Genomic DNA, 14297 nt, shown 5'->3' on the forward strand with positions numbered 1-14297 from the left:
TTTGGCAGTTGTAACATCGTTGGTCGTGCTGGCCCTGGCGGGTTGTGCCAGCACCGGCGGCAGCGCGCCGGAGAAAAAGAGTCAGGCCCCGGCAGCGCCAGCCGCGGCGCCCGCGCCTGCACCGGCACCCGCGAGCGCTCCGGCAGCGAACGCTGGCAGCGGCGGCACGGGCACGATTGTCTTCTTTCGCGAAAGCAAGTTCGCGGGAATGGCCATTAGTTTCAAAGTACGCGAAGGCCAGACCGAGCTCGGCAAGCTCTCCAGCGGCAGCTACTTCGTCGCCAATCTGCCCGCCGGTGCGCACGAGTTCACCGTTCATTCCGAAGCGAAGGACGTGTTGAATATCGAAGTCGATCCTGGCGAGACCTATTACATCCAGGGCTCGATCTCGATGGGCTTCCTGGCCGGCCGCCCGAATCTCGCGCCGTCCGATGAAGCGACCTTCAATTCGATGAAAGCAAAGTTGAAGGATTCGGGCGCGCCGAAGGCAGGGAAGTAGCGAGCCAGCCCACCGCGGAGATCCTTTCTGCGGTGGGTTCCCGATCGCCTCAGCGATCCCGATTGCTTGGCGCGGATAGCGCTGGCATCCACGCGACCTGCTGTCGCGAGTCATGATCAGCGCCGAGGATGTGCCGATACAGTTCCGGCCGGCGCGCCTCGCGGTAGCGATGACCGCCGGATTTCGCGATCTTGTCGTGCACGCACGTCGCGATCGCAAGGTCGTTTCCGAGCGCGCGGCACTCGGCCACGACATCGCCGAAGGGATCGACGACCATCGAGCAGCCGTTCTTGAGCTGGTCGTCGTCCATGCCGATGGCGTTCGAGAAGACGACATACACGCCGTTGTCGTACGCGCGCGCCGGCAACCATTTCATCAGCCATGCACGCCCCTTGAGGCCGTCGAACTCGGCGCGCAGCGAAGTCGGATCGACCTCTCGATTTGCCCACCGTTGCGGGTTCACGAAACCGGCGCCGGGGCGCGTCGATGGCGTACACATCGTCACGTGCGGCATGAAAATGATTTCCGCGCCTAGCAGTGCAGTCGCGCGCACGTTCTCGATGATGTTGTTGTCGTAGCAGATCAGGATGCCGCATTTCCAGCCGCCGAGCTCGAACACGGTGTACTCGGTGCCAGGCTTGATATGCGGGTTGATGAACGGGTGGAGCTTACGAAACTTCGCCTTGATGCCGTTCGCATCGACGCAGACCTGCGCCTTGTAGATCTCGCCGTCATCGCCGCGCTCGAACAGCCCTGCCAGTATGTGGATGCGATGACGGCGCGCGCTTTCGACGAGTGCAGCCGTACTCGTACCGTCCGGGACAGCTTCCGCCAGTTCCCACATCTGCTCCTTCGACAAGGAGCGAGCAAAGCTGTAGCCGGTAACGGAACATTCATGGAAAGCAACGACGTCCGCGCCTGCCGAAGCCGCCTTGCCGGAAAGCTCGTCGATCACGCGCAGATTGAAGTTCTTGTCGCCACTGCGAGCTTCGAACTGGGCGGTGGCGATTTTCAGATTGTTCGTCATGGTCGGTAGCGCATCATGGAGAGAGGTTACGGCTGCAAGCTCAGCGCTTTGGGCAAGTTCGCCACCAGGAAGTCGCGGACCGCTCGGACCGACGGCAGCGCATCTCCCTTCCGCACCGTCAGCAGGGGCCTGCAAACAGACACCTGTCAGTCCTGCATAGGTCATGGATTCTTCTTTTTATAGGTGCCGATGAGCTGGGCTTCGGCAAGCACGTGCCCCTGCATTGCATCCAGCAGCTGCGACTTGGTGGGGCGACCAAGATCGGGAAGCACAGTGTCGAGCGCGTAGAGCTTGAAAAAATATCGATGAGTCCCGATCGGCGGGCAAGGCCCGCCGTAGCCGCCGCGCTTCCAGTCGTTGGCGCCATCCTTCGCGCCCGATGGCAAGCCTTGCTTGCCGGAATTCTCCGGTAGCGCGTGCATCGTCGCCGGAATGTTATAAATGACCCAATGCACCCAGGTCATCTTGGGTGCTTTCGGATCGGGCGCATCGGGATCGTCGACGATGACGGCGAAGCTCCTGGTCTCCGGTGGTTCGCCTGTCCACTGCAGCTCGGGTGATGTGTCCGTTCCCTCGCAGGTGTGGCGCACATCGATGGACCCGCTATTGCCGAATGCGGGTGAGGTAATGGTCAGTGCCATGAGCAGCTCCAACACGCTTGCCAGCCTCCGCGCCAGAGTCTACGCCCGGTCGTGGCGGAAGTCGCGGAGGTCGGAATTGCGCTACATTGTTGAGATACAAGCGACAGCGTAGGTGCACGGCCATGAGTCTTGAACACCCTTTCCTCCGTGCGGCGCTCGAGCTCGCGTATTCGAATGTCGAGCGCGGCGGCCGGCCCTTCGGCGCAGTCGTCGTGAAGGACGGAAAAATCCTGGCGACCGGCGTGAACGAGGTGATCGGTACGAACGATCCCACTGCACACGCGGAGCTGATTGCGATCCGCGCGGCCAGTCAGAAGCTCGGCTCGCCGAATCTTGCGGGCTGCGCGGTTTTCGCCAGCGGTCATCCGTGCCCGATGTGCATGGCAGCGATGCGTTTGGCCGGCATCGCTGAGATCACATATGCGTACTCGAACGAAGACGGCGCGCCCCACGGCTTGTCCACCGCGGCGGTCTACGCCGATCTGGCGAAGCCCTTCGCGGAGCAATCGATGAAAATCACCTACACGCCGGTTCGTCTGGAGTCGCGCGTGGATCTCTACGAAGCTTGGAAGAGTAAAGCTTAGGCGTCGTCCGGTGACTGAGATCGTCGAGGTACAAACCGAGCGCTTGCGTTTGCGGCAGTGGCAACCTGCCGATCGTGCGCCCTTGGCCGCTCTCAATGCGGACCCTAGAGTCATGGAGTTCTTCCCGGCCACGCTGACTCGTGCGCAAAGCGACGAGATGGCGGATCGCTGTGAAGCGCTCATTGCAAAGCAGGGCTGGGGCCCCTGGGCGGTCGAGTCCAAGGCGACTCAGGCATTTGTTGGAGTCGTGGGTCTCCACATCCCGTCCGCGGAGCTACCGTTTTCACCGAGTGTCGAGATTCTGTGGCGTCTCGGATTCGAGCACTGGGGCAAGGGCTTCGCTGCCGAGGCGGCGAAAGCAGCACTGCGGATCGGCTTCGAAGTGCTGGATCTTCCGGAAATTGTTGCGTTCACGACCGTGCACAACCGCAGATCCCGTGCCGTGATGGAGCGGCTGGGCATGCGGCCGGACGGCGTTTTCGAGCATCCGGGCCTGCCCATCGACAGCGCTCTGCGCCTGCATTGCCTGTATCGGCTCGCCCGGCCGGACCCTTTTTAATTCCCGCCGCGGTTTGATATGGTCGCCGGCCCCTTTCAAAGGCGAAAGGGCGCTGCTCGCAATGTCGCGGGCGAACGTGGAGTGAATGGTGACCCCGAGCGAGCAGATCGAGCATATCTATCGACAAGTCGAACGACGTAATCCCGGCGAAGCAGAATTCCATCAGGCTGTTCGCGAGGTGCTGGAGTGTCTGGGCCCGGTCCTCGCCAAATACCCCGAATACGCCGATCAGAAGATCATCGAACGCATCTGCGAGCCCGAGCGGCAGCTGATTTTCCGAGTGCCCTGGCAGGACGACCGCGGTGTCGTGCAGATCGCGCGAGGCTTCCGCGTCGGATTCAACAGCGCGCTGGGCCCATACAAGGGCGGCCTGCGCTTTCATCCCTCGGTGTATCTGGGAATCATCAAGTTCCTCGGCTTCGAGCAGATCTTCAAAAACGCGCTCACGGGCCTGCCGATCGGCGGCGCCAAGGGCGGCTCGGATTTCGATCCGAAGGGGCGCTCCGACAGCGAGATCATGCGCTTCTGCCAGAGCTTCATGACCACGTTGTGTCACTACCTCGGCGAGTACACCGATGTGCCGGCAGGAGACATCGGCGTCGGAGCACGCGAGATCGGCTATTTGTTCGGCCAGTACAAGCGCATCACCAATCGCTACGAGTCCGGCGTACTGACCGGCAAGAGCCCGGAGTGGGGCGGCGCGCTGGTGCGGCGTGAGGCGACCGGCTACGGCACGGTGTACTTCGTGGAAGAGATGCTCAAGTCGCGCGGCGATTCCATCGAAGGCAAGCGCTGCACGGTGTCCGGTTCTGGAAACGTCGCCATTTACGCGATCGAGAAACTGCAGCAGCTCGGCGCGAAGGTCATCGCCTGCTCGGACTCGAACGGCATCATTCACGATCCGCGCGGCATCGACCTGACATTGTTGAAGCAGTTGAAAGAAGTCGAGCGACGCCGCATCAGCGACTACACCGCGCACCGCGATGCCAGCTACGTTCAGGGCGGCGTCATTTGGGATATTCCGTGCGACGTGGCGCTGCCTTGCGCGACTCAGAACGAGCTCGATGAAACATCGGCGAAAACGCTGGTCCGCAACGGCTGTGTCGCGGTCGGCGAAGGCGCCAACATGCCAACCACACCGGGCGGCGTGCGGACGTTCATCGGCGCGGGCATCGCTTATGGCCCCGGCAAGGCGGCCAACGCGGGCGGCGTGGCGACCTCGGCGCTGGAAATGCAGCAGAACGCGAGCCGCGATGCCTGGACGTTCGAGCACACCGAGCGCCGCTTGCACGAGATCATGAAGAACATTCACCAGGATTGCTTCGAAACCGCCAAGGAGTTCGGCAGCCCCGGCAATTATCTGATCGGTGCAAACATCGTCGGCTTCCGGCGAGTCGCTCAGGCCATGCTGGCGTTCGGCATTATCTGATGCTTCAAAGCTCGAGGTTCTTCGGCTGAAGGACCTCGAGCTGAATCAGGTTCTGATTCACCCGCCATTCAAGTATGCTCGCCGGCAAGTTAGGCCGGAGGGAGTGGGGGAGTCATGAGTGGCGTGCCTGCGCTCAGAATGTTACTTCGTACGCTCTTGATTCCACTCGGATGTCTGGTAGCGGCAACGGCGTCCGCGGACGATGCCACTTCACCCTGGTCGTTCGGGACACAGCTGGGCTGGGCGCAGGGCAAGGGCGATTCCGCCCAGCTTTCCAGCGAGCTGAGCACCTTCAGTCTCGATACCTCCGCCACGTTCGGTGAGAAGAGCCGCATCGGCTGGCGCGTGTTCACCGGCTACCGATTTACCGATTACCTGGCCGTTCACCTCGGCTACACCGATCTTGGCAAAGTTGAATCGAGGCTTGCCGAAGCGATCCGCGACAGCTTCCAGATTCCCGAAAGCGGCAGTCAGCAAACAATCCGCGGCGTCGATATCGGGATGCAGTTGAAAGTGCCGCTCGGCGAGCGGTTCGCGATGGAGTTGCGTGGCGGCAAGTATTACTGGCAGTCGCATACCCAGACGACGAGCGCTTGGGGCGAAGACTCTCGTTCCTCGCGTCGCGACTCGGATGTTTTCTTCGGCGCTGGCATGGAGCTCGCCCTGTTCGAGGAGTTCAGCGCAACGCTGGGCTGGACGCGTTACGCCGTGGGCGGCGAGCCCGTCCACTTGTGGACCATCGGCACGTTGTATCGCTTCAGCGTGTACTGAGCCGGGACCTAGATCCTCGCCGCCGCCACTCCCACCGCGCCCCACGTCGTGCGCCAGCGGCGCTTGATGCTCGTGAGGCTCACGAGCGCCAGCAGTGCAAGCGACGCGAAGGCGAGAAAGCCGGTCTGATAACTGCCGGTGAGCTGCTTGGAAAGACCGAGGCTCGAGGCCAGAAAGAATCCGCCGACGCCGCCGGTCATGCCGACCAGGCCGGTCATGATGCCGATCTCGTGACGGAACCGCTGCGGCACCAGCTGAAACACCGAGCCATTGCCCATGCCGAACGCGAGCATGGCAGTGACGAACAGCGCCAGTGCGGTGTACACGCTGCGGGGCCCGAAGCTCACGACGATCAGCATCAGCGCCGCCACTGAATACATGATGGAGAGCGTCTTGATGCCGCCGATGCGATCGGCAAGCGCGCCGCCGATCGGACGCACCATGGAGCCGACGAAAACGCAGCCGGCCGTGAAGAATCCGGCCTTGACCGCGTCGAGTCCATATTCGGTGTTGAAATAAATCGACAGCGAGGAGGCGAGGCCGACGAATCCGCCGAACGTCACGGCGTAAAAAAACATGAACCACCACGCGTCGCTCATGCGCAACGTCGCCAGGTATTCCGACCATTTCTTCGGCGGCGGCGTCGTGGGGCTGTCCTTCGCGGCGAAGAAATAAACCGCAAACGCCACTGCCAGCGGAATGACGGCAAGGCCGAGCACATTGTTCCATCCGAGCAGCGCCGCCAGGCCCGGTGCGAACAACGAAGCGAACACAGTGCCGGAGTTTCCAGCGCCCGCGATGCCCAGGGCGACGCCTTGATACTGTGGCGGATACCAGCGCGACGCGAGTGGCAAGGCGACGGCGAAGGAGGCGCCTGCGACGCCGAGAATCACACCGAGAGCGAGCGTGCCCGTGTAACTCTCAATTCCCACGAGCCAGGCGATGCTCAAGCCCGCGATGACGATCAGCTGTCCGATGATGCCCGCTCGCCGCGGACGCAAACGATCGACGAGAATGCCGAACACCACACGCAGCAGTGCGCCGGCAAGCACGGGCAGCGCTACCATGAAGCCCTTCTGCGCAGCGTTCAGGCCGATGTCTGCTGACATTTGTACGGCGAGCGCTCCGAAAAGCACCCAGACCATGAAGCTCATGTCAAAGTAGAAGAAGGCCGCCAGCAGCGTGGGAAAGTGTCCCGCCTTGAAGAAATCCCGACTGATCAAAATGCCCCCTGAACAGACCCGCGTCTCGTCATCGAATGAAGCAACACCCGTTGTGCAAGTCTCGGGCCTGGAGCAGTCCTCAGGCGCGGCGGCGTCTGTGTCGCCCTCCGAGCGGACAGCTGCACCATATGTGGGCCTGCATATCGGTGTCGGCAGTTGCACGCACCAAGGTGGCCGAGCGGAGAATGAAGATTTCGCGGCGTGTCATGTGGGGCAGCGGCTGAGGCAGCCGGGGATCGGCGCCATCGCTGCGCTCGCGGATGGCATGGGCGGAGCCAAGGGCGGGCGTACCGCGGCCGAGCTTGCGGTCCGTGGTTTTATCGAAGGTTGTATCGAGCAACCGATCACAGTGGGTGTTCCACGAATAAGCGCGAAAGCGGCGGATGCCGTCAATCGTTGGATCTATTCCATGGGCCGGTCCGATCCGGAGCTCAACGGCATGGCCTGCACGTTGAGTGCACTGGTTCTGTGCGGGCGTCGGGCCCATTTGCTTCATCTTGGGGACTCGCGCGTCTACCGATTGCGTGACAACGAGCTCTCGCTGCTCACGACCGATCACACATTGGGCGCGCCCGGCACGTCGAGCGTGCTGACCCGCGCGATGGGCGTGGAAGGCAGGCTGTGCGCGGATCATGCGATCGAGACGCTGCAAGTACACGACCGCTATCTCATTTGTAGTGACGGTGTGCATGGTCGATTGTCGCGCTCGGAAATTCTGGCTGCCCTCGCGAGACGCGCGGCGCCACAAGAAACAGCGATACAAATCGTTGAGCAGGCGGTGAGTCATCCCGCCGCAGATAACGCAACCGTTCTGGTGCTCGATGTGCTCGCGCTGCCTGAAACGCAGTTTGCAGATCTAGAGATCGCGAACGCTGCGTGGCCGCTGAGAAGCACGCCGAGCACCGGCGAAGTGATTGACGATTACGAGCTCGGCGACATGCTGGCCGATGGCATGTACATGCGAGTGTTTCGTGCGACGGATCGGCGCGCTCGTCGCAATGTGATTCTCAAGTTCCCCAAGCCTCGGCCCGGTCTCGAAGACCTGCTGCGCTCGGCGCTGTTACGAGAAATGTGGATCGCGAGTCACGTCCGGAGCCCGTTCGTCACCGAGATGCTCGATCCCGCGGACGAGCGCCGGACTTGTTTGTATGGCGTGCTGCCGTACTACGAGGGAGAAACATTGGAGCGTCGGCTGCTGCGCCGTCCGCAGGTGTCGCTTGCGATGGGCCTGGATGTTGCCATCAAGCTCACCAAGGCGCTGGCGTCGCTGCATCGGGCCGGCATCGTGCATCGGGATGTGAAGCCGGACAATGTGATCCTGGAAGCGAACGGCGGCTTGAAGCTCATCGACCTGGGCGTGGCGAGACTGCGCCAGTTCGAAGAGCCCGAGTCGTTCGAGGCGCCGGGCACGCGCAGTTACATGGCGCCCGAGCTGTTCGCAGGAGCGCCGGCCGACGAGAGCTCCGATATCTTTGCGCTGGGAGTCACGGTCTATCGCATGTTCTCCGGCGGCGCCTATCCCTACGGAGAAGTCGAAGCGTTCGCGCAGCCCAGGTTCGGCCGGCCTGCGCCGCTCAGCAAACATCGGCCGGACCTTCCCGCCTGGCTCGATCATTGTCTGGCGCGCGCTGTCGCTGTGGATCGTCGCGATCGATATGCGGACGCCGTCGAGTTTGCTTTCGAGCTGGAACACGGCTCGATGCGGGCGGCCCCGCAGTCGCTCGCCAAGGTGTCGCTCTACGAAAGCAATCCCGTGCGATTCTGGCAAATCGTCAGCTTGATCCTGCTCATCGCGCTGTTGATCGCGCTGGCGTGACGGCGCTCACAAATCTGTCACGGTTCTTCGGTTGACTGAGCATCGCCGCGGCGCGTACTTTGCCGCCCAACACGGATAGGTCATGCGCCAATGTTGGCGATATTGAAAGGGAGAGTCATGAAGAACACTGCGAAGTTTCTATTGGCCGCATCGCTGCTCACCGCAGCCGGCGCGGCATCGGCGGGAGAGTTTGTTACTGTCGAGATCAAGGGCCGGGTGCAGGGCCTTTACGATCCGGACAATGTGCTCGGCGGGCAAGTGACGGAGGGTCAACTCGTCACGGGCGAGTACAAATACGACATCCATACTCCGGATCAAGCCGTCAGTCCTTACTCCGGTGGCTACCATATGCCCGACGCAACCATGAAGCTGGTGGTCGGTTCCCTCGTTTTTCAGAGTGCCGCCGAGGCTCCCTTTGGGATGGTCTCCCGTGCTGCGTCGGTCGCGGCCATTGGCGGCGAATCTCCACCCGAATTCCGGGTCATGAGTTACACGAACCAGCCGTTGCCCAATGGCGCCACGGTAGAGCGGTTCGAGTTCGAATTCCGTGACTCCACAGGCCAGCAGCCAGCAACGGACGCGCTGCCCAGCGCCGCGCCGAACCTGCATAGCTTCGATTACCACTCGGCGTTTGTATATGGCGAACTGAATGGCCACTCGTACTCGATGCGGGTGGAAATCGAGTCCACGTACTCGGACGGAATGACCAGCGACCTGGTGATCTCGCCCGGCAAGAGCACCTTCGTCAGCGGTCAGCGCTTCGACGTCGCCCTGGTGTTGCCGGCCGGCAGCCAGATTGCGCATGCGACGGCGAGTCTCGATGGACAGCCTTTGCCGATGAGCTTCCCCGGCAGTTGCAATCTCGCGCCGCCGAACTTGCAGAACCGGCCGACGATCATTTGTCCCGACGCGCATTTGCAACTTCCCGAGGCAGCGGGTCAGTACCGCATCCACTGGGAAGTCGAGCTGATCGACGGCACCTCCATCGGTCATCCGGTGGAGTGGACCTTCATCGAGTAGTAAGTCTGGGGGAAGCGGGGCAATCCCGCTTCCTCACCGCTCCGGAGTGATCTTTCCGGAAGCCGAATTGTCCTGATTGATCAATGTGGAAGCCGGGCGTCGAGCCCGAGTCCAGACTCTGGTCGTGGCGAAAGTCGCCATGCAGCCAGGGATTCAAATGAACCGCGCGCTCGCTCGCCTCACGGTTACTCTTGTCATGGGCAGCATGCTCGTCCTCGTCTGCGCGTGCGGCAAGTCGGAAGCGACGAAGCCGGAAGCTTCCTTGACGCCCGCCGAACGGGCCTCCCTCGAGCGAATCGTCAATGACATCAAGCAGGCCAGCCGACGCGGCTTCGAAACCGGCGACTGGTCGGTCATGGCAAAGCTCTATCCGGAAGGTTCGCTCGCCTGCTGGGACGCCAGCGGCGAGGAGCACCGCTTCGGCTTTCTGTCGATGGAGCCCATTCCCGACCATGCCCAGTACCAGGTCGGGTCCCTCGATGACTACATCCACGGCGGCGTCGATACCTCTCACATGGGGGGCACGCATTTCATGGCGATCCGCTATGAGGCGTCGTTTGCCAGCGGTTGTGATTTACCCACGCCGAAGCGCTGGCCGGAGCGGCACATCTATCTGCGGAAAGTCGGCGAGAAATTCATACCGGTCCATCCGTGTCCGGTGCAGGAGCAGATCGAGCAAAAGTCGATTGTGCGCACCTGGCCGATGGTGAGTGGTGCGCAGGCGGCGCGAGTCGTCGAAGGGATGAGCGAGCAGGAGCGGCAGAGCCTTCGCGAGAAGGTCCGTCAGGATCGGTTCCCGCTCAACGCCATCCTTTCGATCCAGGACCGTCACGGCTTGTCCTACGAACAAGCCTCTCTGGTGTTGGACCGTGTGTGCACTGTGACCGCGCGTGAGCGTTAGGACGCGAGCGCCGTCTTCTTCATCTGACCCGATACAACTGCTCTCGATACAGCCACGACGGCATCAGCACGTTCGCCAGTGCATTCCGCGCCATCTCGGGACTCTGGGTCGACGTGGGGTCGAGCGATTTGGTGCGTCGGTCGTAGGTGAAGTATCGAACGTCGCCGTCGGGCAGCAGCACGGTGACCTGGTTGTCCTGCAGCCACGCGAAGTTCTGATCGAATTGCATCATGGCGCGAGGCGCCGGGAGCGGCGGCTGATTGCCGAACTCCGCCAGCGTCCGGGTGAGGTCGCGGCCCGGAAAGGGATGCTCGCTGTCGATGCCCATGAGCGACAACAGCGTCGGTGCGAGATCGATCTGGCTCACGGTGGATGCGATACGGCGCGGCTGCGTGTCGGCGCCAAGGATCACGCCGGGGATGTGAAACTTGTTGACCGGCACCAGTTCGTCGCCATAAACGCGCGTGTCGTGGTCGGCCACGACCATCACCAGCGTGTCCGCCCAATATTTGCTGGCGCGCGCCTGTTTCAGGAATCCACCGAGCGCATGGTCGGCGTATTTGACCGCGTTGTGCACGGTCTGTTTGGGCTGCTCGTGCAATTCGATGCGCCCGTCCGGGAATTCAAAGGGCGTGTGATTGCTCGAGGAGAAGACCAGCAGGAAATAGGGTTGCCGGGACTCGTGCAGCGCTTGCAGACGTTGGTGCGCCTTGTCGAACAGATCTTCATCCGATGCGCCCCAGCTGCCGACGAATTTGGGCGCGACCATGTCCTTGCGATCGACGATGTCATGAAAGCCGTTGCCGAGAAAGAAGCCGCGCATGTTGTCGAAGTGCGATTCGCCGCCATAGACGAATTCACTGCGATAACCGGCCCGCCGCAGCACTGACGCCAGCGTCTCGAAGCCGCGTTGTGATTTGTCGAGCTTGACGACGCTGAGCGCGGGCGTCGGCGGGAAACCCGCCACGATGGCTTCGATGCCTCGCACGGAACGAGTGCCCGTAGCATATAACTGGTCGAACCAGATGCCTTGATTCGCCAGGCCGTTGAGATGAGGTGTGATCGGTACGCCGCCGAGCTCCTCCACGAATCCCGCGCCCAGGCTTTCCTCGAGCACGATGACCAGATTGAGCGGCCGTTCGCGACGTACGCTGGCGACCTGCTTGTGCAGCGTCGGGAATTGGTCGGAGGTGAAGCTGGCCGGGCCCGCGGCCATGCCTTTGCGCACGCGCGAGACGATTTCCTGCGCCGGCATGTTGCCGTAGATCTCGCTCTGAGCTTCGTTCTTCAAGCCATAGACCGCCGAGAGCACCGAGTAGGCCGAGTTGGTCACCAGGCTGTTGACCATGGCGTCGTCGCAAAAGGCGAAGGTCGCGAGATTGGCCGGCCGGTGCTGAAAGCTGGAGCGGATCATCACGAACAGCACGATCACAACGATGGGCCACACCAGCAGCACGGTGCGAGTACGCCAGGGATCGACGGTATCGCGGTATCGATTGAAGTGACGTACGGTCAGCCAGCCCGCCGCGGTCAGGCCCAGTGCGACCAGCGCCAGCGTGCCTTTATAGCCGGTCCACAACATGGCGGAGACTTCACGCGGATAAACCAGATATTCGACGAACAGGCGATTCGGGCGGCTGTCGTATTCGTACAGGAATTGCGGGGTCGCGAACTCCAGCAACAGAATCGCGATCAGGCTGACGCTCAGCCAGACGCTGGACAGGCGGGACCACCAGCTCAGCCGGTTCGCCGCCACAAACAACGGCAGCAGCACGACCATGGGCGCGGCAAACAGGCCTAACGTGATCAGGTCGCTGCGCAGTCCCTGCAGCAGCATGCTCCACAGCGAATCGGTCACATCGACGCGATCCCATTGCCAGCCGATCAGCACGGCTCTGGACAAGGCCAGCGCTGCCGAACCGATCAGAATGAAGCCGAGCACGCACGAATACGGTCCGAGTCGTCGAATCGGCCACTGCATGGAACGCAGGTTGGCGATCGCCAGCGCGACTCGCGGCTGGACGAGAGTACTCATTGTTTTAAATCCGCCCCGACGCGTTGGCCACGCGTTGTATGCAAACCCGAAAGTGCTGGTCCGCGATCTGTCGTCGCTTCGTCGGACACCATACTCTGTCAGCGGGAGCAATTGATGCTCCGTGTCACAAAATCAGGGAAACGCTCAGGACTGGTTGAGCGGGCGCGAGACAGGCATGCTTTTCCCATGAACCGCGACAGATGGCATCGATTGATGGCGGCGTTCGCGTTGCCGGAAACCAACGAGTCGTTCGAACAGCTGCTGGATGCTTATTCGCAGAAGCATCGCCATTACCACACGGGCGCGCACATCGATCACGCGCGTTCGAGCTCACATCCTCGCCACGCGCCATGAGGCTCCCGCCGAGCTCGACGATTCCAAGCTCGTCGTCGACATCGATCTGTCGATACTCGGCGTGGATGAAGCTGCTTACGCGCGCTTCGAGTCCGACGTTCGTCAGGAATATCGCTGGGCGCCCGGTCCCCTGTTCCGAAGCAAGCGCGCGGAAATCCTCGAATCGTTTCTGGCGCGTTCAACCATCTACAGCACGACTCTGTTCCGAGATCGCTACGAAGCGCCAGCTCGCCGCAATCTCAGGGCGGCTATCGTTGCCCTACGGGGTGAATGATCGGCGGTCCGCTATTACATAACTTCCTGTACCTGGCACGACCGCAGACGTGTGTTAATATTTCATGGTCGTGCTCGAGGACGGAAACCGCTTGTGAGAAACGGATACTTATTGCTGCTGTTTGCTTTCCTTGCAGGTTGCGGCGGTGGAGGCGGGAAACGTCCTCGCGATGCAGACAGGGACGGCGTGGCGGATGCGCAGGATTGCGCCGTGAATGACGCTAGCCGCTGGCAGAACCTCAGCTATCAGTCAGTGGACAGCGATGCAGACGGACATCGCGCGAGTTCCAGCGGCCAGCTATGCGCTGGCAGCGCTCTTCCTTCATCTCATTCCGCGTCGGCTGTTGCTGCGAGCGACGTCGATTGCAACGACAGCGACGCGTCGCTGTGGCGGATCCTGCCCTATGTTTCCCGAGATGCGGACGCCGACGGCTTCAGCCTCGCGGCCAGCGGCGAAGTTTGTTCGGGCGACGCGTTGCCGGCGGGCTATGGCACAACCGCGCCTCAGGCCACATTGGCGGACTGCGATGACTCGTCCGCTACCACCTGGCGAGTGATGATGACTTACGGCGATGCCGACGGCGATGGCGTCGGAGCGGGGGCGGGCGAGGTGACATGCATCGGCACGAATGCGCCGCCGGCAAGATCGTTGCTTGGATACGATCCCGTCGACGACCCAAGCGATCCCACCGCCATCAGCGTATCGAATCTCGAGCTGTCCGCGTGGCAGCTCACGACTCCTTAACATTCCAACACTGCAATTCATGGAGAACGTGTAATGACGCGATCATTGTTCGCGCTGGCTCTGCTTGCCGCTACGTCCTCGGCCGTAGCCGCACCTACCAGCTATGTCTTCGACAGCGTGAGCAAGTTCGACTTGGGCGCACGGCTGATCACGCTCACCGGCATTCTTCAGGGCGAATCGACGCCAACAACGCTGACGTGGGTCGATAATACGAACGGCGACAATCGATATCCTGTGAATCGCTGTGTTCCGGTTCTGTTGACCATGATCGAGAAGCCGGGCCGATACTTGCTGAATCTCTCGATCGATCCAGCAGAATTGAACGTGGGCACCATCAGCTGCGGTCTCGAGCTCAAAAACTGAGCATCCGCGCAGGGTCAGCCGCAATCGAGCTGGCCCTGCGCTTCCCGAACGGATGCT

15 protein-coding genes are annotated in these 14297 nt (G+C 61.8%); 11 read left to right on the plus strand and 4 right to left on the minus strand.

Features of this window, described 5'->3' with window-relative positions; all coding sequences use genetic code 11:
- Position 1: 1 nt before the first annotated feature.
- Positions 2–499 (plus strand): DUF2846 domain-containing protein, encoded by a 498-nt coding sequence (locus GYH35_RS34675; RefSeq protein WP_202624709.1) that lies wholly within the window; start codon positions 2–4, stop codon positions 497–499.
- Between the two features lie 49 nt (positions 500–548).
- On the opposite strand, the gene GYH35_RS26075 is transcribed toward GYH35_RS34675, so the two are convergent.
- A complete protein-coding gene (locus GYH35_RS26075; protein WP_161829930.1) occupies positions 549–1526 on the minus strand; it encodes a nitrilase family protein in 978 nt (325 codons plus the stop codon).
- Between the two features lie 161 nt (positions 1527–1687).
- Positions 1688–2167: a YbhB/YbcL family Raf kinase inhibitor-like protein gene (locus GYH35_RS26080; RefSeq protein ID WP_161813161.1), complete on the minus strand. Its 480-nt coding sequence runs from the start codon at positions 2165–2167 to the stop codon at positions 1688–1690.
- Positions 2168–2289: 122 nt separating this feature from the next.
- Between GYH35_RS26080 and GYH35_RS26085 the strand changes: the two genes are divergently transcribed.
- From GYH35_RS26085 to GYH35_RS26100, 4 genes are all read left to right on the plus strand, one after another.
- A complete protein-coding gene (locus GYH35_RS26085) occupies positions 2290–2751 on the plus strand; it encodes a nucleoside deaminase (protein ID WP_161829931.1) in 462 nt (153 codons plus the stop codon).
- A gap of 10 nt (positions 2752–2761) precedes the next feature.
- Entirely contained in the window at positions 2762–3310 is a 549-nt protein-coding gene (locus GYH35_RS26090; protein ID WP_161813163.1) for a GNAT family N-acetyltransferase, read from the plus strand.
- A gap of 85 nt (positions 3311–3395) precedes the next feature.
- The gene (gene gdhA / locus GYH35_RS26095) at positions 3396–4739 is read left to right on the plus strand and encodes an NADP-specific glutamate dehydrogenase (RefSeq protein ID WP_161813164.1); all 1344 of its coding nucleotides are present in this window, start codon (positions 3396–3398) and stop codon (positions 4737–4739) included.
- A 114-nt stretch (positions 4740–4853) separates the two neighbouring features.
- A complete protein-coding gene (locus GYH35_RS26100; RefSeq protein ID WP_161829932.1) occupies positions 4854–5510 on the plus strand; it encodes an outer membrane beta-barrel protein in 657 nt (218 codons plus the stop codon).
- Positions 5511–5518: 8 nt separating this feature from the next.
- Here GYH35_RS26100 and GYH35_RS26105 read toward each other — a convergent pair whose 3' ends face one another.
- Positions 5519–6733, minus strand: a complete 1215-nt coding sequence (locus GYH35_RS26105; RefSeq protein WP_161829933.1) for a nitrate/nitrite transporter — start codon at positions 6731–6733, stop codon at positions 5519–5521.
- Positions 6734–6863: 130 nt separating this feature from the next.
- Between GYH35_RS26105 and GYH35_RS26110 the strand changes: the two genes are divergently transcribed.
- From GYH35_RS26110 to GYH35_RS26120, 3 genes are all read left to right on the plus strand, one after another.
- On the plus strand, positions 6864–8549 hold the full coding sequence (locus tag GYH35_RS26110) for a bifunctional protein-serine/threonine kinase/phosphatase (protein ID WP_407700229.1): 1686 nt from the start codon (positions 6864–6866) through the stop codon (positions 8547–8549).
- Between the two features lie 117 nt (positions 8550–8666).
- A complete protein-coding gene (locus GYH35_RS26115; RefSeq protein ID WP_161829935.1) occupies positions 8667–9569 on the plus strand; it encodes a hypothetical protein in 903 nt (300 codons plus the stop codon).
- 157 nt (positions 9570–9726) lie between these two features.
- Complete coding sequence (locus tag GYH35_RS26120; RefSeq protein WP_161829936.1) at positions 9727–10470, plus strand: hypothetical protein; 744 nt, start codon at positions 9727–9729, stop codon at positions 10468–10470.
- A 19-nt stretch (positions 10471–10489) separates the two neighbouring features.
- Here the strand turns inward: GYH35_RS26120 and GYH35_RS26125 are convergent, their stop codons facing one another.
- The gene (locus GYH35_RS26125; RefSeq protein WP_202624713.1) at positions 10490–12505 is read right to left on the minus strand and encodes an LTA synthase family protein; all 2016 of its coding nucleotides are present in this window, start codon (positions 12503–12505) and stop codon (positions 10490–10492) included.
- Positions 12506–12770: 265 nt separating this feature from the next.
- Between GYH35_RS26125 and GYH35_RS26130 the strand changes: the two genes are divergently transcribed.
- The 3 genes from GYH35_RS26130 (at position 12771) to GYH35_RS26140 (ending at position 14240) form a co-directional block, all read left to right on the plus strand.
- On the plus strand, positions 12771–13133 hold the full coding sequence (locus tag GYH35_RS26130; RefSeq protein WP_161829937.1) for an HD domain-containing protein: 363 nt from the start codon (positions 12771–12773) through the stop codon (positions 13131–13133).
- A 210-nt stretch (positions 13134–13343) separates the two neighbouring features.
- A complete protein-coding gene (locus tag GYH35_RS26135; RefSeq protein WP_161829938.1) occupies positions 13344–13877 on the plus strand; it encodes a hypothetical protein in 534 nt (177 codons plus the stop codon).
- A gap of 33 nt (positions 13878–13910) precedes the next feature.
- Positions 13911–14240, plus strand: coding sequence for a hypothetical protein (locus GYH35_RS26140; RefSeq protein WP_161813171.1), 330 nt, complete (start codon positions 13911–13913; stop codon positions 14238–14240).
- Positions 14241–14297 lie beyond the last annotated feature (57 nt).

This window comes from Steroidobacter agaridevorans (assembly GCF_009932555.1).
Lineage (GTDB): Bacteria > Pseudomonadota > Gammaproteobacteria > Steroidobacterales > Steroidobacteraceae > Steroidobacter > Steroidobacter agaridevorans.